Origin of the sequence: Kaistia dalseonensis (genome assembly GCF_030814715.1) — a bacterium.
In the GTDB taxonomy this organism is placed as follows: Bacteria; Pseudomonadota; Alphaproteobacteria; order Rhizobiales; family Kaistiaceae; genus Kaistia; species Kaistia dalseonensis.
This window is the reverse complement of the sequence record NZ_JAUSVO010000002.1, coordinates 579,586-600,322: the sequence shown is the minus strand read 5'-3', so window position 1 is coordinate 600,322 and position 20,737 is coordinate 579,586. Positions and strand designations below refer to the sequence as shown.

21 protein-coding genes are annotated in these 20,737 nt (G+C 64.5%); 15 read left to right on the top strand and 6 right to left on the bottom strand.

The features are described 5' to 3' along the window. The first annotated feature begins 57 nt into the window (after window positions 1–57). The 5 genes from mnmE (at window position 58) to QO014_RS08940 (ending at window position 5,779) form a co-directional block, all read left to right on the top strand. Window positions 58–1,368, top strand: a complete 1,311-nt coding sequence (mnmE, locus tag QO014_RS08960) for a tRNA uridine-5-carboxymethylaminomethyl(34) synthesis GTPase MnmE (RefSeq protein ID WP_266348338.1) — start codon at window positions 58–60, stop codon at window positions 1,366–1,368. A gap of 90 nt (window positions 1,369–1,458) precedes the next feature. Then, window positions 1,459–3,369, top strand: a complete 1,911-nt coding sequence (mnmG, locus tag QO014_RS08955; protein WP_266348337.1) for a tRNA uridine-5-carboxymethylaminomethyl(34) synthesis enzyme MnmG — start codon at window positions 1,459–1,461, stop codon at window positions 3,367–3,369. Next, window positions 3,366–4,001: a 16S rRNA (guanine(527)-N(7))-methyltransferase RsmG gene (gene rsmG / locus QO014_RS08950; protein ID WP_266348336.1), complete on the top strand. Its 636-nt coding sequence runs from the start codon at window positions 3,366–3,368 to the stop codon at window positions 3,999–4,001. The genes mnmG and rsmG overlap by 4 nt, the downstream gene beginning before the upstream one ends. Before the next feature lie 24 nt (window positions 4,002–4,025). Next, on the top strand, window positions 4,026–4,874 hold the full coding sequence (locus QO014_RS08945) for a ParA family protein (protein WP_307257884.1): 849 nt from the start codon (window positions 4,026–4,028) through the stop codon (window positions 4,872–4,874). A gap of 29 nt (window positions 4,875–4,903) precedes the next feature. Then, window positions 4,904–5,779, top strand: a complete 876-nt coding sequence (locus QO014_RS08940; protein ID WP_266348335.1) for a ParB/RepB/Spo0J family partition protein — start codon at window positions 4,904–4,906, stop codon at window positions 5,777–5,779. Between the two features lie 46 nt (window positions 5,780–5,825). Here QO014_RS08940 and QO014_RS08935 read toward each other — a convergent pair whose 3' ends face one another. Continuing rightward, on the bottom strand, window positions 5,826–6,554 hold the full coding sequence (locus tag QO014_RS08935; RefSeq protein WP_266348334.1) for a FadR/GntR family transcriptional regulator: 729 nt from the start codon (window positions 6,552–6,554) through the stop codon (window positions 5,826–5,828). Window positions 6,555–6,991: 437 nt separating this feature from the next. Between QO014_RS08935 and QO014_RS08930 the strand changes: the two genes are divergently transcribed. The 4 genes from QO014_RS08930 to arfA all read left to right on the top strand — a co-directional run bounded on the left by QO014_RS08930 (window position 6,992) and on the right by arfA (window position 11,649). Continuing rightward, on the top strand, window positions 6,992–8,269 hold the full coding sequence (locus tag QO014_RS08930) for an ABC transporter substrate-binding protein (protein WP_266348333.1): 1,278 nt from the start codon (window positions 6,992–6,994) through the stop codon (window positions 8,267–8,269). 74 nt (window positions 8,270–8,343) lie between these two features. Continuing rightward, the gene (locus QO014_RS08925; protein ID WP_266348332.1) at window positions 8,344–9,222 is read left to right on the top strand and encodes a carbohydrate ABC transporter permease; all 879 of its coding nucleotides are present in this window, start codon (window positions 8,344–8,346) and stop codon (window positions 9,220–9,222) included. After that, window positions 9,219–10,046, top strand: coding sequence for a carbohydrate ABC transporter permease (locus tag QO014_RS08920; protein ID WP_266348331.1), 828 nt, complete (start codon window positions 9,219–9,221; stop codon window positions 10,044–10,046). The genes QO014_RS08925 and QO014_RS08920 overlap by 4 nt, the downstream gene beginning before the upstream one ends. An 82-nt stretch (window positions 10,047–10,128) precedes the next feature. Then, window positions 10,129–11,649: an arabinosylfuranosidase ArfA gene (gene arfA, locus QO014_RS08915; protein ID WP_266348615.1), complete on the top strand. Its 1,521-nt coding sequence runs from the start codon at window positions 10,129–10,131 to the stop codon at window positions 11,647–11,649. 75 nt (window positions 11,650–11,724) lie between these two features. Here the strand turns inward: arfA and QO014_RS08910 are convergent, their stop codons facing one another. After that, window positions 11,725–12,105, bottom strand: a complete 381-nt coding sequence (locus QO014_RS08910; protein WP_266348330.1) for a winged helix-turn-helix transcriptional regulator — start codon at window positions 12,103–12,105, stop codon at window positions 11,725–11,727. Window positions 12,106–12,274: 169 nt separating this feature from the next. Between QO014_RS08910 and QO014_RS08905 the strand changes: the two genes are divergently transcribed. The 4 genes from QO014_RS08905 (at window position 12,275) to QO014_RS08890 (ending at window position 14,662) form a co-directional block, all read left to right on the top strand. Beyond that, window positions 12,275–13,033 carry an SDR family oxidoreductase gene (locus QO014_RS08905; RefSeq protein WP_266348329.1) on the top strand — a complete coding sequence of 253 codons (759 nt, stop codon included), beginning with the start codon at window positions 12,275–12,277 and terminating at the stop codon, window positions 13,031–13,033. Window positions 13,034–13,095: 62 nt separating this feature from the next. Continuing rightward, window positions 13,096–13,839, top strand: a complete 744-nt coding sequence (locus tag QO014_RS08900) for a heme ABC transporter permease (RefSeq protein ID WP_266348328.1) — start codon at window positions 13,096–13,098, stop codon at window positions 13,837–13,839. Continuing rightward, window positions 13,836–14,018, top strand: a complete 183-nt coding sequence (ccmD, locus tag QO014_RS08895) for a heme exporter protein CcmD (RefSeq protein ID WP_370877113.1) — start codon at window positions 13,836–13,838, stop codon at window positions 14,016–14,018. Before QO014_RS08900 ends, ccmD begins: the two co-directional genes overlap by 4 nt. Then, window positions 14,015–14,662 carry a DsbE family thiol:disulfide interchange protein gene (locus tag QO014_RS08890; RefSeq protein WP_266348327.1) on the top strand — a complete coding sequence of 216 codons (648 nt, stop codon included), beginning with the start codon at window positions 14,015–14,017 and terminating at the stop codon, window positions 14,660–14,662. Before ccmD ends, QO014_RS08890 begins: the two co-directional genes overlap by 4 nt. Before the next feature lie 48 nt (window positions 14,663–14,710). On the opposite strand, the gene QO014_RS08885 is transcribed toward QO014_RS08890, so the two are convergent. The 4 genes from QO014_RS08885 to dapF form a co-directional block, all read right to left on the bottom strand. Next, window positions 14,711–15,310 (bottom strand): septation protein A, encoded by a 600-nt coding sequence (locus tag QO014_RS08885; RefSeq protein WP_266348326.1) that lies wholly within the window; start codon window positions 15,308–15,310, stop codon window positions 14,711–14,713. Window positions 15,311–15,374: 64 nt separating this feature from the next. Further along, window positions 15,375–16,496 (bottom strand): signal recognition particle-docking protein FtsY, encoded by a 1,122-nt coding sequence (ftsY, locus tag QO014_RS08880; protein WP_266348325.1) that lies wholly within the window; start codon window positions 16,494–16,496, stop codon window positions 15,375–15,377. After that, window positions 16,496–17,761, bottom strand: a complete 1,266-nt coding sequence (mtaB, locus tag QO014_RS08875; protein WP_266348324.1) for a tRNA (N(6)-L-threonylcarbamoyladenosine(37)-C(2))-methylthiotransferase MtaB — start codon at window positions 17,759–17,761, stop codon at window positions 16,496–16,498. The genes ftsY and mtaB overlap by 1 nt, the downstream gene beginning before the upstream one ends. 81 nt (window positions 17,762–17,842) lie before the next feature. Beyond that, on the bottom strand, window positions 17,843–18,727 hold the full coding sequence (gene dapF, locus QO014_RS08870; protein ID WP_266348323.1) for a diaminopimelate epimerase: 885 nt from the start codon (window positions 18,725–18,727) through the stop codon (window positions 17,843–17,845). 134 nt (window positions 18,728–18,861) lie between these two features. On the opposite strand from dapF, the gene QO014_RS08865 reads away from it, so the two are divergent. Both QO014_RS08865 and pncB read left to right on the top strand, forming a co-directional pair. Further along, the gene (locus tag QO014_RS08865; protein ID WP_266348322.1) at window positions 18,862–19,077 is read left to right on the top strand and encodes an alkylphosphonate utilization protein; all 216 of its coding nucleotides are present in this window, start codon (window positions 18,862–18,864) and stop codon (window positions 19,075–19,077) included. Between the two features lie 256 nt (window positions 19,078–19,333). Next, entirely contained in the window at window positions 19,334–20,650 is a 1,317-nt protein-coding gene (gene pncB / locus QO014_RS08860) for a nicotinate phosphoribosyltransferase (protein ID WP_266348321.1), read from the top strand. Window positions 20,651–20,737 lie beyond the last annotated feature (87 nt).

Here is a 20,737-nt window from a genome sequence, read left to right as displayed (position 1 = left end):
GGAACCGTGGGGCGGGAACCGTAGCGCGGGTGATCGAGGGGGCAAGGGGAACGAGCCATGGATGACACGATTTTCGCGCTATCGAGCGGCGCGCCGCCCGTCGGCGTTGCGGTCATCCGCCTGAGCGGGCCGCGCGTTCGATTCGGACTCGAAATGATATTGGGCGCGGTGCCTGAGCCGCGCATCGCGACGCTGCGGGTCTTGCGCGATCCGGCCTCCGGCGAGGCGCTCGATCGCGGCCTCGTGCTGTTCTTCGCCGGACCGTCGAGCTTCACCGGCGAGGATGTGGCCGAGTTTCAGGTCCATGGCGGCCGCGCCGTCGTGGCTTCGATCCTCGCAATGCTGGCCGCCCTGCCCGGCTATCGACCGGCCGAGGCCGGCGAATTCACGCGGCGGGCCTTCGCCAATGGACGAGCGGACCTGACCGAGATTGAAGGCCTCGCCGATCTGGTGGCGGCCGAGACCGAGATGCAGCGCCGGCTGGCCTTGCGGCAGGCCGAGGGCGGGCTGCGCCGTCTCTATGATGACTGGCGCACCCGGCTGATCCGCGCCCGCGCGCTGATCGAGGCGGATCTCGATTTCAGCGACGAGGAGGATGTCCCCGACGATGTCGCCGCGCCGGCCTGGGCGTCGGCGGCCGAGGTTGCAGCGGAGATTGGCCGCCATCTCGATGATTCGCATTTCGGCGAGCGGGTGCGCTCCGGCTTTGAAGTGGTCCTGCTCGGCGCGCCGAATGTCGGCAAGTCCAGCCTTCTGAATGCCTTGATCCGGCGCGAGGCGGCGATCGTGACCGCTGAACCCGGCACGACGCGCGACCTGATCGAGGTCGCGCTCGATCTCAGGGGCCATGCCGTGACGCTGATCGATACGGCCGGGCTGCGCGAGGCGGATAATCTGGTTGAGCGTGAAGGCATACGCCGGGCACGCAAGCGCGCCGATGCCGCGGATCTGATCCTCGTCCTGACGGATGGTGGATCTGTCCCGGACGACCTGCCGGCCGACGTGCCGCGCCTGCTAGTCCGAACCAAGGCCGACCTGCTCGATTCGGACTCGAAACGAATCGATCCCGAGGCTGGTCTGCTGGTGTCATCGCAGACCGGAGCCGGTCTCGATCGGCTCGAAACCGCCATCGCGGCAGCGTTGAAGCTGGATCGTCCGATGCCGAGCGCCATGGTGACGCGAGCGCGGCAACGGCACGGACTCGAAGAGGCGCGACAGGCGCTTGCCGATATCGAGCAGGCGCATGGCATCGAGGTGAAAGCCGAAATGCTGCGACGCGCGGCTGACGCGATTGGACGGATCACCGGGCGGATCGATGTGGAGGATCTGCTCGATGTCATCTTCAGCGAATTCTGCATCGGCAAATGAGCGGCCGATGTTTCACGTGAAACAGTGTTGGGCTTTGACGTGGCGCGGCGAAGCGACTAGATCAGCGCCATCAGAATGACGAGCATCCCCATGAATGAACGGCATGATTCTTCCGGCGTCCCGGGTTCTTTCGACGTCATCGTGATCGGCGGCGGCCATGCTGGAACAGAGGCGGCCGCAGCGGCCGCCCGTCTCGGCGCGCGCACCGCGCTGGTCACGCATCAGCGCGCGACCATCGGTGTCATGTCCTGCAACCCCGCAATAGGCGGTCTCGGCAAAGGTCATCTGGTGCGCGAGGTCGATGCGCTGGATGGGCTGATGGGTCGGGTTGCTGACGCGGCCGGCATCCAGTTCCGCCTGCTCAATCGTCGCAAGGGCCCCGCCGTGCGTGGGCCGCGGGCCCAAGCCGATCGCAAGCTCTATCGCGCCGCGATGCAGGACGCGATTGCCGCAACCGATGGCCCGACTGTGGTCGAGGGCGAGGCGGATGATCTGGTGGTCGAGAATGGCCGGATCGTCGGCGTCGTGATGGCCGATGGACGGCGCATCGATTGCGGCGCGGTCGTCATCACGACGGGCACCTTCCTGCGCGGCCTGATCCATATTGGCGAGGCCAAGATTCCGGCCGGCCGAGTTGGAGAGCAGCCAGCCATGGGCCTGTCGCGGGCGCTGGAGCGGCTGTCGCTCCGCCTTGCGCGGCTGAAAACCGGCACCCCGCCGCGCCTTGATGGCCGGACCATTGATTGGTCGTCGCTGGAGCGACAGGCCGGTGACGAGCAGCCCGAGCCTTTCTCGACCCTGACGGCGGCGATCACGCGGCCCCAGGTCGATTGCTTCATTACGCGCACCACGGCCGCGACCCACGCCGTCATCCGCGCCAATCTCGCGCGCTCGCCCATGTATTCCGGCCAGATCGAAAGCCGTGGGCCGCGTTATTGCCCGAGCATTGAGGACAAGGTCGTTCGTTTCGGTGAGCGCGATGGGCACCAGATTTTCCTGGAGCCGGAGGGTCTCGACGATCCGACCGTCTATCCGAACGGCATCTCGACCTCACTGCCCGAGGATGTCCAGGCGGCGATCGTCGCCTCGATCCCGGGCCTTGAACAGGCACGGATCATTCGGCCGGGCTATGCAATCGAGTATGATCATGTCGATCCGCGTGAGCTGTCGCCGGCGCTCGAGGTGAAGCGCGTTTCGGGCCTGTTCCTGGCCGGGCAGATCAACGGCACGACGGGCTATGAAGAAGCGGCGGCGCAAGGCGTGGTCGCCGGTATCAACGCTGCGCGGCGCGCCGACGGGCAGGATGGTTTCGTCTTCAGCCGCTCAGAGAGCTATATCGGCGTGATGATCGACGATCTGGTGACGCGCGGCGTGACCGAGCCCTATCGCATGTTCACCTCTCGTGCCGAGTACAGGCTGTCCTTGCGAGCCGACAATGCCGACCAGCGGCTGACGCCGGTCGGCCTTCGCCTCGGTGTCGTCGGCGCCGAGCGCGGCGCAGCCTTTGCCTTCAAGCTTGATCAGCTGGCGGCGGCACGGGCCCGGTTCCAGGCGTTGGCGATGACGCCGAACGAGGCGAACCGGCGCGGACTTTCGGTCAATCAGGATGGCGTGCGGCGAACGGCGTTCGATCTGCTGGCCTATCCCGATATCGACCCGCTGCGCCTGATCGGCCTCTGGCCGGAGCTGGGTGGCTTCCCGCAGGCGATCCTCGACCAGATCGAGGCCGATGCGAAATATGCGGTTTATCTCGATCGGCAGCAAAGCGACATTGATTCGATCCGCCGCGATGAGGCGGTCGCGCTGGACAGCGCGCTCGACTATGCCGGGATCGCCGGCCTGTCGAACGAGCTGCGGCAGCGTTTGGCCCTGGTCCAGCCGGCAACGCTGGGCCAGGCCAGCCGTATCGAGGGCATGACGCCGGCGGCTCTGGCCTTGCTGTTGACGGCGGTTCGGCGGGGGCGGCAAGGGGCCGGGCGCCAGGAGCGAGCAAGCGCATGAGCGAGAGCATTGCGGCCGTCGAGGCCATTCTCCCTGTTTCACGTGAAACAGCGGATCGCCTGTCGCGCTATGTCGCGCTGCTGAAGCGCTGGCAGCCGGCCCAGAATTTGATCTCGCCCAAGACGCTCGATCAGATCTGGTCGCGCCATATCGCTGATTCGGCCCAGCTCGTCGCGCTCTTCCCCGGCGCATTGCGCTGGCTCGATATTGGCAGTGGCGGTGGCTTGCCCGGCATGGTCACGGCGATCCTGCTCGCCGAACGGGGCGACGGCGTCGTGCATTGCGTCGAGAGCAATCAGCGCAAATGTGCCTTCCTCCGCACGGCGATTCGCGAGACCGGCGCGCGCGCCGTCGTGCATGAGGGACGAATCGAATCGGTTCTGAAACAATGGGCGGAACCGGTCGATTTCATCAGTGCGCGCGCCCTGGCGAGCCTCGATGATCTGCTTGATCTCTCCGCGCCCGTTCTGGCGCAGGGCGCGGCGGCGGCATTTCACAAAGGTGAAGATTTCGATGTGGAATTGGCAGAAGCCTCTAAATCTTGGTCACTCGATCTGGTAAGACACAAGAGCATGATCGACGAACGCAGTTCGATCGTCGAAATTCGCCGGGCGGAGCGCCGTTCGGCGTAATCCGCGCGTTGGAAGAGGCTTCCGATGACCTATACCGACAGCTTTTCGCCCCCCTCGCTGCTGCCGCCCCTGCCGCGCGTCATCGCGCTGGCCAACCAGAAGGGTGGCGTCGGCAAGACGACGACGGCGATCAATCTCGGTACGGCGCTGGCGGCCATTGGCGAGGAAGTGCTGATCGTCGATCTCGACCCGCAGGGCAACGCCTCCACGGGCCTCGGCATCGATCGGCGCAGCCGCCTGCGCTCGACCTATGATCTGCTGGTCGGCGAATCCAATCTGGCCGAGATCGTCATGGAAACGGCCGTGCCGCGGCTGTCGGTCGCGCCGTCGACCATGGATCTGCTCGGTGTCGAGCTGGAGATCGCCGGCCGCTCCGATCGTGCCTTCCGTCTGCGGCGCGCCCTGGCGAACCATTCGCAGCGGGCGGATTCGATTCGTATCCGAAACTACAGCTATGTGCTGGTCGATTGCCCGCCTTCGCTCAACCTGCTCACGATCAATGCGCTCTCGGCGGCGCATTCGATCCTCGTGCCGCTGCAATGCGAATTCTTCGCGCTCGAGGGCCTGAGCCAGCTCTTGCAGACGGTCGACCAGGTCAAGCATGCGCTGAACCCGGAACTGTCGATCCATGGCATCGTGCTGACCATGTTCGACAGCCGCAACAATCTCGCCGGCCAGGTCGTGGCCGATGTGCGCGCCCATATGGGCGACGCAGTCTATGACACGGTGATCCCGCGCAATGTCCGGATCTCCGAGGCGCCGTCGCATGGCAAGCCGGTCCTGCTCTATGATTTCAAGAGCACGGGCAGCCAGGCCTATCTGCGGCTCGCCTCCGAGATCATCCAGCGCGAAAAGCGCCTCCGGGCGGCCTGATCGCCGACGCGTATTGAGGAGTGGTTTCGATGAGCATGGAAGACGGATCGCGCAAGCGCCTCGGCCGCGGACTGGCGGCACTGATCGGCGACGTGGATACGGAGGCGGTCGTCCATGAGCGCTCGCGCCTGTCGCGCCGCGTCCCGATCGAATATTTGCGGCCCAATCCGCGCAATCCGCGCAAATCCTTCGAGGAGGCCGATCTCGCCGACCTGACGGCCTCGATCCGCGAGAAGGGCATCGTGCAGCCGATCCTGGTCCGCACCGTGCCGGGACCGACCGAGGCCTATGAGATCATCGCCGGCGAGCGGCGCTGGCGGGCGGCGCAGCGCGCCGGGCTGCATGACGTGCCGGTGCTGGTCCACAATGTCTCGGACCAGGAAGCGCTCGAACTCGCCATCATCGAGAATGTGCAGCGCGCCGATCTGAACGTGCTCGAGGAAGCGCTCGGCTACCAGCAGCTGATCGACGAATTCTCCTATACGCAGACTGCGCTCGCCGACGTCATCGGCAAGAGCCGGCCGCATGTCGCCAATACGCTGCGGCTGCTGAAGCTGCCCGAACCCGTGCTCGGCTATCTGCGCGAGGGCAAGCTGACGGCCGGCCATGCGCGCGCGCTCGTCACGGTCGATGATCCGTCGGCGGTTGCTGCGCGCATCGTCGAGGGTGGGCTGACGGTGCGTGATGCCGAGGCGCTGACGCAGCAGGAGCCGAAGCGTGGCGGTCCCCGCCCTGCCCGGCCGGACAAGGATGCCGACACGCGCGCGCTCGAAAAGCTGCTCACCGACAGCCTCGGCCTGATCGTCCAGATCGATCACAAGACGAACGGCGCCGGCGCGGTGCAGATTCGTTATCGCACGCTCGAGCAGCTCGACGAGCTCTGCCGGCTGCTGAAGCGCGACTGAGCGATACGGGACCGGCGTCCGCGACCTGATCGCTTGACGGACGTCGCTATTCGGCGGCGTCGACCGTCAGCGGCAGGAGGCGTTCGCGCGAGGCGGCGAGGAGATATTCCATCGCGCTCGCGGCTTCTTTCGGCTTCCGCGCCACGATGGCGGTACGGACCGCATCATGCAGCGCGACATCCTCGCTCGGCCGCGTCGCGTGGCGCTGGAGCATTTCCGACGAGACGCGCAGCGCCGATTTGACCGCGCTGCCAATCGTCACGAACAGCCCGTTATGCGACGCGTTGATGATGGCGAGGTGAAATTCCAGCGCCGATTCGGAGATTGTCTTGACCGGCATGCCCTGCTCATGGGCGGCGACCAGCTCGCGAAAATGCTGCTCGATCAGCGCGTGATCCTCGGCCGTGCCGTCGCGCGCCGCGAGGAACGAAGCGCGCGGCTCGAAGCAGAGGCGCATCTCGAAGATATCCTCGACGATCTTGCCGTCGAACTGCGCCTGCAGCCGCCAGGCCAGGACTTCGCGGTCGAGCAGGTTCCATTCGGAAAAGGGCAGGACGCGCGTTCCGATCTTGGGCGAAACCTCGACCAGCCGCTTGCCGGCCAGGCTCTTCACGGCCTCGCGCACCGTGGTGCGGCTGACGCCGTAGAATTCGCACAGCTCGCTTTCGATCGGCAGGGCCGAGCCCGGCAGGAATTCACCCGAAACGATGCGCGCGCCAACGTGATTGGCGACCTGCGCACTCATTGTCCCGACTGATAATTCGCGCTCCAGCATCCCGCGCTCTCCCGACACGTGTCATCCCCTACGCGGTTTTTCTTGGATCGGCCACTGCAAACGGCAAGCCACCTGACGAGGGCGGCAAGAGGCCGTTGACAAAGGTGTCGATCAAAATCATGATCGCCGCATATGATAATACCATTGGAGCGGTGTTGGGGAGAGGGGCTTCGCGGAAATTGCGTCGGTCAGCCGATCACCGTGACATTTCACCCCGCCCCTGATCCAATTCAAGATCCATGACGCCTCTCACGCATCCGTAAGTGGATGTCATGGAACGATATGCGGTCTGCGCCCGTCGAGGAGGATAGGCGCATTCGGCAGGTGGGTCGCGCAGCGTCTCCGTAATGGGCGGTGCGCGCCGATAAGAGAATGTCGCCGGAGGACGGGTCTTGTTGGGAGATCCGAAGGTGCGACCGAAGACGGAGGAAACGACGATGCGTGGATTCATGAAGAAGGCGCTCGCGACCGCGGCGCTGCTGGCGATGACCGCCGGCGCCCAGGCCAAGGAAACCGTGGTCTGGTGGGACTTCCTGTCGGGTGGCGACGGCGTGCGCATGAAGGCGCTGCTCGACCAGTTCAACAAGGAAAACCCCGATATCGAGATCCAGGCGACGACGCTGGAATGGGGCGTGCCTTTCTACACCAAGGTGCAGACCTCGGCCGCTGTCGGCGAAGGCCCCGATGTCATGACGTACCATCTCTCGCGCCTGCCGCTCGGCGTCTCGACGGGCACGCTGCGCGAACTGACCCCGGACGAGCTGAAGGCAGCCGGCTTCTCCGGCGACAATTATGCGCCGGCTAACTGGAAGGCCGCGCAGGTCGATGGCAAGCAATACGCCATCCCCTTCGATATCCACTCGATCATCCTCTATTACAACAAGGACCTCCTGAAGAAGGCCGGCCTTCTCGGCGATGACGGCCTGCCCAAGGGCCTCGACGGCGCCGCCAATTTCGAGGCCGCGCTGAAGACGCTGACGACCGGGCCGGATCAGGTCGGCCTGTCGATCCCGACCGCCGATAACGGCACGACCTGGCGCGTCTTCTATACGCTGCTCGCCCAGCAGGGCGGCTCGTTCATCAATGACGGCAAGGTCCTGGACGGCGACAATGCCGACAAGGCCACCAAGGCGCTCGCCGAGATGGCCAAGTGGACCACCGAGGGCTGGGTGCCGAAGCAGACGGAATATCCCGCTTCGATCGCGCTCTTCACCTCGGGCAAGGCCGCGATGCACATCAACGGCGTCTGGGAAGTCCCGACGATGACCGACCTCGCCAAGAGCGGCAAGCTCGGCTTCGAATGGGGCGCGATCCAGATCCCCGTGCTGTTCGACCAGCCCGCGACCTGGGCCGATTCGCACTCCTTCGCCGTGCCGAACCGTAAGGGCAAGGAAATCAGCCCGGAGAAGCTCAAGGCCGTCCTCACCGTCATCAAGTGGATGAACGAGCACAGCATCTTCTGGGCGACCGCTGGCCACATCCCGGCCTATTTGCCGGTCACCGACAGCGACGAATTCAAGAAGATGCTGCCGAACGCGATCTATTCGACGCTCGCCAAGACCGCCACCTTCGATCCGTCCTCGACGATCGCCGGTGTCGCTTCGCCGATCTATGAAGCCGCTTCGAATTACTTCATGCCGGCCTTCAATGGCGATGGCGCGCCCGCCGACGCCATCTCCGCCGCCAAGGACGAGTTGCAGGGCCTCCTGCAGTAAGTCTCTGATCGAAAGGATCGCCCGGCCATCTCGGCCGGGCGGTTCCGCCTCCGAAGCGCGGCAAGGACAATTTCATGAAGCTCGGACGCAATCAGGCCACGGCGGCCTTCATTCTCGTCGCGCCGTTCGTGATCGCCTATCTCGTTCTGTTCATCTATCCGACCTACAAGATGGTGCAGCTGAGCTTCACCGATGCCCCGCTGATCGGCGAGGGCAACTGGATCGGCTGGGCGAACTACATCAAGCTTGCCAGCGACAAGCAGTTCTTCGCCGCGGCGCTCCATACCGGCTATTTCGTCCTGCTGACGGTGATCCCGACGACGCTGCTCGGCCTGGTGATCGCGCTGATGGTGACGCGCCTCAAGGGCTGGCTTCAGAGCCTCGTGCTCGCCGCCTTCTTCCTGCCCTACATCCTGCCGGTCACGGTGGTGTTCCTGATCTGGCAGTGGATGCTCGATCTGCAGTTCGGCATCGCCCAATATGCGATCGAGCTCTTCAACGGCTCGCGCGTCGCCGTCTTCCGCGACAAATACTGGGCGATGCCGAGCGTCGCCTTCATCACGATCTGGTGGACCAACGGCTTCAACGTGCTGCTGTTCATCGCGGGCCTGCGCAACATCTCGCAGGATCTCTATGACGCCGCGTCGCTCGACAATGCCAGCTCCTGGCAGCAGTTCCGTCATCTGACCTGGCCGCTGATCTGGCCGGTGACGGCGCTGGTGCTGACGATCCAGCTGATCCTGCAATTGAAGATCTTCGACCAGATCTACCTGTTCACGCAGGGCGGGCCGTTCAACTCGACCTATGTGATGGTCCAGTACATCTACAAATTCGCCTTCCAGCTCAATCGCGGCGGCTATGCGGCTGCCGTCGCCGTCATCCTGTTCCTGGTGATCGTGGTGGTTTCCGTGTTGCAGTATCAGGTGCTTCGGGTGCGGGGAGCGCGGTCATGAAACGTCTCAATGTCGCCTCCGGGATCATTACGGTCATCACGATCGGGTTTGCCATGCTTTGGGCGTTCCCGCTCTACTGGGCCGTGATCACGACGCTGAAGCCCGAATATGAAGTGGTCGAGCCCGGCGTCGGGCTGCTGCCGAAGATCTGGACGCTGGCCGGCTATATCTATGTCGTGCTCAACACGCAGATCGGCCGCTGGTATCTGAACTCGCTGGTGACGTCCGGCTCGGTGACGATCCTCGTCATCATGCTGAGCTCGGCCTGCGGCTATGCGCTGTCGCAATTGCGCTTTCCCGGGCGGACGATCCTCTGGCTCATGATCCTCGCCAGCTTCATGGTGCCGATCCAGACGCTGATCGTGACGCACTTCATCCTGATGAACGATTTCGGCTTCATCAATAAATGGCTCGGCGTGATCCTGCCGCAGCTCATCGTTCCGGTCGCCGTCATCGTCTACAAGCAGTTCTTCGACCAGATCCCGAAGGAGTTCCGCGAGGCGGCGCTGATCGACGGCGCGAGCGAGTTCCAGCTCTTCTTCCGCATCTTCCTGCCGATGAACTGGGGCATCTCGACCGCGCTCGCGATCATCACCTTCATTGGCGCCTGGAACAACTTCCTCTGGCCGTTCCTGGTCGTCACGCAGCAGGAGATGATGAACGTCACCGTCGGCATCACGCAGGTGAAGGATGCGTTCGGCGTGCAATATGCCCGCAACCTCTCCGGCGCCGTGCTCGCCGCGCTGCCGGTCGCCCTCGCCTATCTGATCTTCCAGCGCCGCGTGACGGAAGCGATCATGCTGTCGGCGGGCATCAAGGGCTAGCGCCGGCCGATCCAGAACAAGCGGCGCTCCGATCCGCTGGGCGCCAGACGATCAACCCAGTCTTCTCGAAAGTTCTCCCATGCTGAAAGCCCGATTGACCGTCGACCGCGATTTCGTGATCTCCGATTTGGACCGGCGGGTGTTCGGCACCTTCGTCGAACATATGGGCCGCTGCGTTTATGGCGGCATCTATGAGCCGGGTCACCCGACCGCCGACGAGGATGGCTTTCGTGGCGACGTCCTGGAGCTGACGCGGGAACTCGGCACCACCATCACCCGCTATCCCGGCGGCAATTTCCTCTCCGGCTATAATTGGGAGGATGGCGTCGGCCCGAGCGATCAGCGCCCGGTGCGCCGCGATCTCGCCTGGTTCTCGACCGAGACGAACCAGTTCGGCACCAATGAATTCATGAAATGGTCGAAGAAGGCCGGCATCGAGCCGATGTTCGGCGTCAATCTCGGCACCAAGGGACCGGACGAGGCGCGGCAGTTCCTCGAATATTGCAACCACACCGGCGGCTCGGCGCTCTCCGACCTGCGCAAGAGCCATGGTTTCGAGAAGCCGCACGACATCAAGTTCTGGTGCCTCGGCAATGAGATGGATGGCCCCTGGCAGATCTGCCACAAGACCGCCGAAGAATATGGCCGCGTCGCGCTTGAGACCGCCAAGGTCATGCGCTGGGTCGATCCGACGATCCAGCTCGCCGCCTGTGGCTCGTCGCATCGCAACATGCCGACCTATGGCTCGTGGGAATATCAGGTCCTCGATCACTGCTATGACGAGGTCGATTTCATCTCGCTGCACACCTATTTCAACAACAACGCCGATTCCGCCTCGGAATATTTCGGCGTCATCGAGCTGCTCGACGCCTTCATCAAGGAGGTCGCGGCGATCTGCGACGCGGTCGGTGCCAAGCGCCGCTCGCACAAGAAGATCATGCTGTCGCTCGACGAATGGAACGTCTGGTACAAGACCCACAAGATCGAGCACATGCGCAAGCCCGGCTGGCCCGAGGCGCCGCCGCTGATCGAGGAAGTCTACAATGCCGAGGATGCGCTGATCGTCGGCGGCGCGCTGATCGCCATGCTCAACAATGCCGACCGCGTGAAGACGGCCTGCCTCGCGCAGCTCGTCAACGTTATCGGCCCGATCATGACCGAGACCGGCGGCGCCGCCTGGCGCCAGACGATCTTCCACCCCTTCGCGCTCGCCTCGAAATATGGCCATGGCCGCGTGCTGCGCGGCGTGGTCGATTCGCCGAGCTATTCCGCCAAGGCGTTCCCTGAGATCCCCTATCTCTATTCGACGGTGATCGATAATCCGGCCGATGGCACAACGACCATCTTCGCATTGAACCGCAGCCTGTCGGATTCGATGGAGGTCGATGTCGATCTGCGCGGCCTCGGCAAGGAGCGCTCGCTCGTCGCCGCGACCGAGATCCACCATTCGAATCTGAAGGCGGTCAACACCAAGGATGCACCGAACACCGTCGCACCCAAGACCAACTCGGATGTCGTCGTCGACGGCGAAAAGCTGCGCATCAAGCTGAAGCCGGCCTCCTTCAACGTCATCACGACCAAGGCTGCGCCGCAGGTGAACTGAGCGCCCGTCGAGTCCGTCTGTCTTTAGACGGGGTCCGCCAGCGCGGGCCCCGTTTTCGTCTGGAGAATGGTCGCGTCAGGCCTGCCGCGCCTCGAAGGCCGCGCGGGCCGCCTCGATCGCGGCGCGATTGTGCGCCGCCCAGATCCAGACGCCGCAAAAAGCCTCGCCCAGGCTGAGGCCGAGGCTGGTCAGCTCATATTCGACATGGGGCGGGATCACCGGCAGCACGGTCCGCGTCACCAGCCCGTCCGCCTCCATCTGGCGCAGCGTCTTGGTCAGCATCTTCTGGCTGATGCCGCCGATCAGTTCGCCGATCCGCGTGAAGCGCTGCCGCCCATGCTCGGCCAGCACCTCCAGCGCGAGCATGGTCCATTTGTCCGCCACGCGCCCGATGATCTGCCGCACCAGCGCTTCGAGCGCGGGGTCGAGCGGATCGGGATAGGTCTCGACCCGCATGGGGCGCGCATCCCGCGGAGGGACGAGCGCCGTCGGGCCAGGTTCCTGTGGCGATGATGCCGCTATTGTCATGCCTACACTCTCCGTTCGGTAAGTATGGCTCTTTCAGGTGCCTACTTTCCACTGGTTCGTAACCACCATAGATCAGCGGCGAAGCAGGAGAAACATCATGAAGACCACCGGGAATACGATCCTGATCACGGGCGGCGGCTCGGGCATCGGACAGGCGCTGGCCGTCGCGTTCCAGGCGCTCGGCAATCAGGTCATCATCGCCGGACGCCGTCAGTCGGCGCTCGACGAGACCGTGGCAGCCCATCCGGGCCTGCACTCCGTCGTGCTCGACATCGAGGATCACCAGTCCATCCGCGCCGTGGCGACCGAACTCGCCGCAAGCCATCCCTCGCTCAATGTCGTCATTCACAATGCCGGCATCATGCGGCCGGAGGATCTGCTCGCCCAGCCGGATGATCTGACTGATGCGGAAGCGACGGTGGCGACGAACCTGCTCGGCCCGATCCGTCTGACCGCGGCGCTGCTGCCGCATCTCCTGAAGCAGGAGCATGCCGCGATCCTGACCGTGTCGTCAGGGCTCGCCTTCCTGCCGATCGCCGCGACGCCGACCTATTGCGCGACCAAGGCGGCGATCCATTCCTACAGCCAGTCGCTGCGCTATCAGCTGCGCAATACGGCCATTCAGGTGCATGAGATCGTGCCGCCCTATGTGCAGACGGAGCTGATGGGACCGGGGCAGGCGAGCGACCCCGACGCGCTGCCGCTCAAGGACTTCATCGACGAGACGATGCGCCTGCTGCAGGCTGATCCGCATGCGGACGAGATCCTGGTCGAGCGGGTCAAGCCACTGCGCTTTGCCGAGGTGGATGGCCGCTTCGGCGCGGTGTTCGACATGCTGAACGGCGGCGGCCACTGATCGGCCGCCTGCCCGGTTCGCCGCATTGCAGGCGGTCGGCACAGGCCGTATGACTTTGCGCCATGGCTCTTCTCGATCTCGCCAATCCCACGCGCTTCATGACCCTGTCCGGTCGCCTGCTGCCCTGGTTCTGGGCGGTGACGGCGGCCGTGCTCGGTGTCGGGCTCTATCTCGCGCTCTTCGTCGCGCCGCCCGACTACCAGCAGGGCGAGACGGTCAAGATCATGTTCATCCATGTGCCCGCCGCCTGGCTCGCCATGTTCGGTTATGGGCTGATGGCGGTTTCGGCGCTGGGCACGCTGGTCTGGCGCCATCCGCTGGCCGATGTCGCGGCCAAGGCGACCGCGCCGGTCGGCGCCGCCTTCACGCTGGTCGCGCTCGTCACCGGCTCGCTCTGGGGCAAGCCGATGTGGGGCACCTGGTGGGAGTGGGATGCGCGCCTCACCTCGGTGCTGGTCCTTTTTCTCATGTATCTCGGGCTGATCGCGCTCTGGAATGCGATCGAGGACCCGAACAAGGCCGGCCGCGTCGCCGCCGTGCTGATCCTGGTCGGCTCGGTCAACCTGCCGATCATCAAATTCTCGGTCGATTGGTGGAACACGCTGCATCAGGGCGCGAGCGTGTTCCGCATGGGCGGCTCGACGATCGATGCGAGCCTGCTCTATCCGCTGCTGATCTGCGCGGTCGGCGCCACCTTCCTGTTTCTGACGCTGAGCCTGATGGCGATGCGCAACGAGATATTGCGCCGGCGTATTCGAGCGCTGCAGCTCGTCGCTGTCGCGAGCGCTCCGGGGGCAGGGGCGTGATCGATCTCGGTACTCATGCGGGCTTCATTCTCGCCGCCTATGGGCTGACCGTGCTGATCGTGCTCGGCCTCGTCGCCTGGATCCTGCTCGACGGCCGCGCCCAGCGCCGGCGGCTGCGCGATCTCGAGGCGCGTGGCGTCCGCCGTCGCTCGGCCGCGCGGGGAGGTCGCTCCCGATGAGCGCAGAATCCGCAAATCGCCCGGCGAAGCCCCCGCGCTCGTTCGGCCGTAAGGTCGCCATCGCCGCGCCGCTTGTCCTGTTCGGCCTCGTCGCCATCGTCTTCCTGGTGAAGCTCGAACAGGGCGGCGACCCCTCGATCGTCCCCTCCGCGCTGGTCGGCCGACCGGCCCCGGCGACCGACCTGCCGCCGCTCGCCGGCTCCGGCGTGCCCGGGCTGCCGTCATCGCTGTTCGGCGGCAATGATGATGGCAATGCGGGTGGCAAGGCTAATGGCAACCCCGGCAAGCCGACCCTGGTCAATGTCTGGGCGTCCTGGTGCGTGCCCTGCCGCGAGGAGCATCCCGTGCTGGAGACGCTGGCGCGCGACCCGCGCATCCGCCTGGTCGGGATCAACTACAAGGATCAGCCCGAGAACGCGGCCCGCTTTCTCGGCCAGCTCGGTAATCCGTTTTCGGCGATCGGCGTCGACAAGACCGGTCGCACCGCGATCGACTGGGGCGTCTATGGCGTGCCGGAGACCTTCCTGGTCGGACCGGACGGGATCATCCGCTACAAGTTCATCGGCCCGCTCAGCCCGGAAAGCCTGGCGAAGGTGCTGATGCCGGAGATCGAAAAGCTCATCGCCCCGAGCGCCACGCCGTAGCGCCCGGTTCTTCAACGTGTTGTTCTGATTGCTCTTTTACGCGAGCCGCTATTTGGGCTGCTCGTCGGGGATGGTCGTCCGCGTGATCAGCGGCAGCTGCGACAGGGTGAAGACGAGGGTCAGCGGCATGATGCCGAAGACCTTGAACTGCACCCAGACATCGGTCGAGAACATCCGCCAGATCACTTCGTTCAGGACAGCGAGCAGCAGGAAGAATAGGCCCCAGCGGAAGGTCAGCACGCGCCAGCCTTCATCGGTCAATTTGAAAACAGAATCAAAGACATAGCCGAGAAGCGAGCGGCCGAAGAGCAACCCGCCGAGCAGCACGGCGCCAAACAGCGCGTTGACGATCGTCGGCTTCATCTTGATGAAGGTGTCGTCGTGCAGCCAGAGCGTCAGTCCGCCGAACACCACGACGACGATGCCCGTCACGAGCGGCATGATCGGCAACCGTCGCGTGATGACTAGAGAAGCTGCCAGCGCCGCGAGCGTCACGACCATGAAAGCCCCGGTCGCCCAGTAGATTCCGTATCGCGCATTGGCGAAAAAGAAGACGCCAAGCGGCCCCAGTTCGAGCAAGAGCTTCAAAATGGGGTTCAGTTCCTTGCGCTTCGGGTCGTTCGGAGCGCGTTCGATCTCGATCGTCATGGCCGGCTTTCGTCGTTCGTCATCCCGAAATAGGGCAGGAATTGCGCCGGGTCTATGGCGTCGTTCACGTCGCGAGCCCGGCGATGGCGCGGGCGAAATCCTCGGCTTCGAAGGGCTCCAAATCGTCCATGCCTTCGCCGACGCCGATGAAATGAATCGGCAGCCGGTATTTCGCGGCAATCGCCACCAGAATACCGCCGCGCGCCGTGCCGTCCAGCTTGGTCATGACGAGGCCGGTCACCCCGGCCGTCCGGCCGAAGATCTCGACCTGCTGCAAGGCGTTCTGTCCTGTGGTCGCGTCCAGCGTCAGCAGGACGGTATGGGGAGCCGTCGGGTCCTGCTTCTTGATCACGCGGATGATCTTCTCCAGCTCCGCCATGAGCTCGGTGCGGTTCTGAAGCCGCCCGGCCGTATCGATCATGAGCACGTCGGTGCCGGCAGCCTGGGCGTCGCGCAGGGCGTCGAAGGCGAGGCCGGAGGCGTCGGATCCGATCGCCCGCGCCACGACCGTGCACCCCGTGCGCTCGCCCCAGATCTTCAATTGCTCGACGGCGGCGGCGCGGAAGGTGTCGCCGGCGGCCAGCATCACCGAGCGGCCCTCCGCGCGGAGCTTGGCGGAAAGCTTGCCGATCGTTGTCGTCTTGCCGGTGCCGTTGACGCCGACCACCAGGATGACATGCGGCTTGCGGGCGGAGTCGATCACGAGGGGTATCGCCACCGGAGCGAGAACCTTGGTGACCTCCTCGGCGAGGATCGCCTTCACATCCGCGTCGTCGATTTCCTTGTCGTATCGTCCCTTGGCGAGCGCCTGGGTGATCGCGCTCGCCGTAGCGAGGCCGAGATCGGCCTGGATCAGGACATCCTCGAACTCCTCCAGCGTCGCGGCGTCCAGCTTCCGCTTGGTGAAGACGGAGGTGATGCTCTCGGACAGCGCGCTCGACGAGCGGGCGAGGCCCGCCTTGAGCCGCTGGAACCAGTTCATCCGTGGCGGGGCAGGCTGTGCCTCGATTTCGGGCTCGGGTTCAGGCGGAAGGGGCTGCGGCTCCGGCAGGACAGCGCCGAGAATCGGCACCTCTTCAATCGCGATCGCGACTTCCCGGGCGGCATGGTCTTCCGTGTCGGGTTTGGGGCTCTTGTCGCCACCACCGAAGAACCGGCGGAACAACCCCTTCTTTTCCTCTGACATCAGGCAGCCTTTTCAACGGGTTGGGCGATGAGGCCTTGTGCGGTCCGGCCGGTGATCCGTGCCTCGACCAGCGCTCCGGCGGGAACGTCCGGCATGACGACCGGTGCGAAATGCTCGGTCCGGCCGACGCCGCCCCGCTCCATCAGCACGCGGCGCCGGGCGCCGATCTCACGGTCCATATAGTGTTCGAGCGCGCTGGCGCCGCGGGCGCGCAGCCTTGCGGCGCGCTCCTTGATCGTCGCGGCGCCGATCTGCGGCATGCGGGCGGCGGGCGTGCCGGGGCGGGGCGAAAACGGGAAGACATGCAGATGCGTCAGCCCGCAATCCTCGACGAGGGCGAGCGAGTTCTGGAACATCACCTCGGTCTCGGTTGGAAAACCCGCAATGATATCGGCGCCGAAGACCGCGTCAGGCCGTGCGCGCCGGACGTCATCACAGAAGCGGACGGCATCGGCGCGCAAATGGCGCCGCTTCATCCGCTTCAGGATCATGTCGTCGCCTGCCTGCAGCGAGAGATGGAAATGCGGCATCAGCCGTTCTTCGTTCGCGATGACGCCGAGCAACGCATCGTCGACCTCGATCGTGTCGAGAGAGGAGAGGCGCAGGCGCGGCAGTTCAGGAACCAGCTTCAGGATCGTCGCGACCAGCTTGCCGAGGCTCGGCCGGCCCGGGAGATCGGCGCCATAGGCCGTGATGTCGACGCCCGTCAGCACGATTTCGGCGTGACCCGTCTGCGTCAGGTGCCGGATCTGCTCGATCACCGCACCCATCGGAACCGAGCGCGACGGGCCGCGGCCGAACGGGATGATGCAGAAGCTGCAGCGATGATCGCAGCCATTCTGGATTTCGACAAAAGCGCGCGTGTGCCCGTCCATGCCAGCGACCAGATGGCCGGCCGTCTCCGTCACCGTCATGATGTCGGCGACGCGCGCCTTCAGCGTCTCGCCAAGGCCGAAATCGCCGCCGCGATAGGCGTCGGCCGAGAGCTTTTCCTGATTGCCGAGCACTATGTCGACTTCGGGCATGGCGGCGAAGGCAGCCGGATCGACCTGGGCCGCGCAGCCGGAAACGATGATGCGCGTTCCCGGCCGCTCGCGGCGGGCACGGCGGATCGATTGCCGGGCCTGACGAACAGCTTCGGTGGTCACGGCGCAGGTGTTGAAGACGATGGCGTCGTCGAGGCCCGCCTCATGGGCGCGCGTGCGCATCACCTCGGATTCGAGCGTGTTGAGGCGGCAACCGAATGTGACGATATCGACGGTCATGAAGCCATGGGTCAGGGCCGGTGAACGGCCGGCCTGTTTCTCATGCGGTATATGGCGGAAATGGCCGGGAAAGGCCACCCGTCAGGCGCGAAGGACGACGCTTTCCGGGTTGACGGAGATCGTCAGCGGAGCGCCGAGGCTGATCACGCCCTCATGTTCGAACGCGGCCGCGCCGGTCATGAGGATATGGTCGTCATCACGCCACTGGATGTTGAGCACACCGCCGGGCAGCGTCACATCGACATTCCGGCCCGTGCGTCCCGTTCGCGCGGCGGCCACGGCGACGGCGCAGGCGGCCGAGCCGCAGGCGAGCGTCAGGCCCGCGCCGCGCTCCCAGACCCGCAGCGTGATCGCGTGGTCGGAGGTGACCGCCGCCAGCGAGATATTGGCGCGTTCGGGAAAGAGCGGATGGTGTTCGAGGATCGGTCCGATCCGGCCCAGATCGTAGGCATAGGGATCATCGACCCAGAAGATCGCATGCGGGTTGCCGACATTGACGACCGACGGCGCGCTCAGGATCGGCGCGTCGGCGGGCCCAAAGTCGAGCTCGATCGCGCGGGTATCGTCGAACGACTTCGAGAGCGGGATATCGGCCCAGCCAAAGCGTGGGGTTCCCATGTCGACGGTAATGGCGTCGGCGCCATGCGCCTGCACGTCGAGCAGGCCGGCCGATGTTTCGAGCCTGAAATCGCTCTGGCCCGATTCGCGCTGCAGGACGAGCGCGACGCAGCGCGTGCCATTGCCACAGGCGCCGGAGGTGGATCCGTCCGTATTGAAGATCGTCATGAACGCTTCGGTGCCGGCGGTGCGTGCGGGCTCGATCACCATCAACTGGTCGAAAGCCGTGCGCGGGTCGGCGGCGATGGCGCGTGCTTCGTCCGCGCCGAGCCGGCGCGAGCCGGCGCGCAGATCGAGCACGGTGATCGCGTTGCCAATGCCATTCATCTTGGCGAAGGGTGCATTCATGACAGCGTTCCAACCTCTATCCGCCTCTATATGGCGGAAGCTTCGCGCAATTAAAACACCGGCGGGGTGATGCAGCGCCGCCCGTTTGTGCTATCGGCTGCCAACTCCCCTTTCAGCAACAGAGCAAGACAGCGATGACCCCCGTCAAGGACAGCAACGGCACCACACTCAGCGACGGCGATTCGGTCACGCTGATCAAGGACCTGAAGGTCAAGGGAACGTCGACCACGCTGAAGCGCGGCACCATGATCAAGAATATCCGCCTGACCGATGACCCGGCCGAGATCGAATGCAATGCCGAGAAGATCAAGGGGCTGGTGCTTCGGACCGAATTTCTGAAGAAGGCCTGAGGCGGCGCTGGTTTCTGCCGAATTTTCGCGCGCGCTCAAGCCGTTCCGGCCGTGGCGGATCGGCAATTCCGCGAAAGCGATTGACGTATCGATCTCAGGGGCTAGCTTCGACGTCTCATCCGGGAGGAACGGACGCGAGCCATGATCGGGATTGGGCGGCTTGGCCGGAACTTCTCGGGTTCCATTTGATTGCAGCTGGAACGTGCCGACGCGGCACATGACCATGCCCCGCCCCTAGGCTCCCGCTGGACATTTCATGTCGCTCGATATCGCCACGCGCGTCTACAATCACGGCTTCCGCATCGATCCGATCGTCCGGACGCTGCTCGATACCGATTTCTACAAGTTCCTGATGCTGCAATTGATCCGCGAGACGTCCCCGGACGTCCGCGCTACATTTGGCCTGATCAACCGCACCAAATCGGTTCGCCTCGCCGACGTCATCGACGAGCGGGAGCTGCGCGACCAGCTCGACCATGCACGGACTTTGCGGTTCCAGAAGAACGAGTTGATCTGGCTCGCCGGCAATACGTTCTATGGCGTGAAGCAGATCTTCAAGCCGGATTTTCTCGAATGGCTCGAGAACTTCCAGCTGCCAGAATACGACCTTCGGCGCACCGATGACGGGCAATATGAACTGCTCTTCGAAGGGCTCTGGAGCGATACGACGCTCTGGGAGGTGCCCGCGCTCGCGATCGTGAGCGAATTGCGCGCCCGCGCCGCGATGAAGGGCATGAGCCGGTTCGAGCTCGATGTGCTCTATGCGAAGGCCAAGGCCAAGCTCTGGGGCAAGATCGAGCGGCTGCGCGTGCTCGGCCAGGAAGGACCGCTCAAGATCGCCGATTTCGGCACGCGGCGCCGACATGGCTTCCTCTGGCAGAAATGGTGCGTCGAGGCGTTGCAGGAGGGGCTCGGCGACAATTTCGTCGGTACGTCCAACGTCAAGATGGCGATGGATTCCGGCTTGGAGGCGATCGGCACCAATGCGCATGAATTGCCCATGGTCTATGCCGCGCTCGCCAATGACGATGCGGAGCTGCATCAGGCGCCCTATAACGTGTTGCGCGACTGGCAGCAGATGTATGACGGCAACCTGCTCGTCATCCTGCCAGATACCTATGGCACCGCCGATTTCTTGCGCAATGCGCCGGATTGGACACTCGCCTGGAAGGGTATCCGCCCGGATTCCCGCCCCCCCATCGAGGGCGCCGAGGAAGCGATCGCCTGGTGGGAATCGCACGGCCTCGATCCGCGTGACAAATTGATCGTGCTTTCGGACGGCATGGATATCGACATGATCGAGGAGGCGGCGCGGAAGCTGCGCGGCCGCGTCAACCTGTCGATCGGCTGGGGCACGCATGTCACCAATGACTTCCGCGACTGTGCGCCCGACGGCAAGGACGATCGGTTGCAGGCGATTTCGCTTGTCTGCAAGGTGGTGGAAGCCAATGGCCGCCCCGCGGTGAAGCTCTCGGACAATGCGAATAAGGCGACCGGACCGGCCGAGGAAATCGAACGCTACCGCCGCGTCTTCGGACAGAAAAAACTCGCGACGCAGCCCGTGCTGGTCTAGCTCCGCAGTTGCCGCCGGCTTTGATCATACAATAATATGATGAAAGCCGGTTCGGCCAAGGACCGGCGTCCGAGGGAGGACGGCGGC

Coding starts and splice junctions, on each gene's coding strand:
- QO014_RS08925 (WP_266348332.1), top strand. CDS start 8,344: ATGAAGCTCGGACGCAATCAGGCCACGGCGGCCTTCATTCTCGTCGCG.
- QO014_RS08865 (WP_266348322.1), top strand. CDS start 18,862: ATGACCCCCGTCAAGGACAGCAACGGCACCACACTCAGCGACGGCGAT.
- mtaB (WP_266348324.1), bottom strand. CDS start 17,761: ATGACCGTCGATATCGTCACATTCGGTTGCCGCCTCAACACGCTCGAA.
- QO014_RS08945 (WP_307257884.1), top strand. CDS start 4,026: ATGACCTATACCGACAGCTTTTCGCCCCCCTCGCTGCTGCCGCCCCTG.
- QO014_RS08885 (WP_266348326.1), bottom strand. CDS start 15,310: ATGACGATCGAGATCGAACGCGCTCCGAACGACCCGAAGCGCAAGGAA.
- QO014_RS08890 (WP_266348327.1), top strand. CDS start 14,015: ATGAGCGCAGAATCCGCAAATCGCCCGGCGAAGCCCCCGCGCTCGTTC.
- dapF (WP_266348323.1), bottom strand. CDS start 18,727: ATGAATGCACCCTTCGCCAAGATGAATGGCATTGGCAACGCGATCACC.
- QO014_RS08920 (WP_266348331.1), top strand. CDS start 9,219: ATGAAACGTCTCAATGTCGCCTCCGGGATCATTACGGTCATCACGATC.
- mnmG (WP_266348337.1), top strand. CDS start 1,459: ATGAATGAACGGCATGATTCTTCCGGCGTCCCGGGTTCTTTCGACGTC.
- rsmG (WP_266348336.1), top strand. CDS start 3,366: ATGAGCGAGAGCATTGCGGCCGTCGAGGCCATTCTCCCTGTTTCACGT.
- QO014_RS08910 (WP_266348330.1), bottom strand. CDS start 12,105: ATGCGGGTCGAGACCTATCCCGATCCGCTCGACCCCGCGCTCGAAGCG.
- QO014_RS08935 (WP_266348334.1), bottom strand. CDS start 6,554: ATGCTGGAGCGCGAATTATCAGTCGGGACAATGAGTGCGCAGGTCGCC.
- QO014_RS08905 (WP_266348329.1), top strand. CDS start 12,275: ATGAAGACCACCGGGAATACGATCCTGATCACGGGCGGCGGCTCGGGC.
- QO014_RS08900 (WP_266348328.1), top strand. CDS start 13,096: ATGGCTCTTCTCGATCTCGCCAATCCCACGCGCTTCATGACCCTGTCC.
- QO014_RS08940 (WP_266348335.1), top strand. CDS start 4,904: ATGAGCATGGAAGACGGATCGCGCAAGCGCCTCGGCCGCGGACTGGCG.
- ftsY (WP_266348325.1), bottom strand. CDS start 16,496: ATGTCAGAGGAAAAGAAGGGGTTGTTCCGCCGGTTCTTCGGTGGTGGC.
- QO014_RS08930 (WP_266348333.1), top strand. CDS start 6,992: ATGCGTGGATTCATGAAGAAGGCGCTCGCGACCGCGGCGCTGCTGGCG.
- mnmE (WP_266348338.1), top strand. CDS start 58: ATGGATGACACGATTTTCGCGCTATCGAGCGGCGCGCCGCCCGTCGGC.
- pncB (WP_266348321.1), top strand. CDS start 19,334: ATGTCGCTCGATATCGCCACGCGCGTCTACAATCACGGCTTCCGCATC.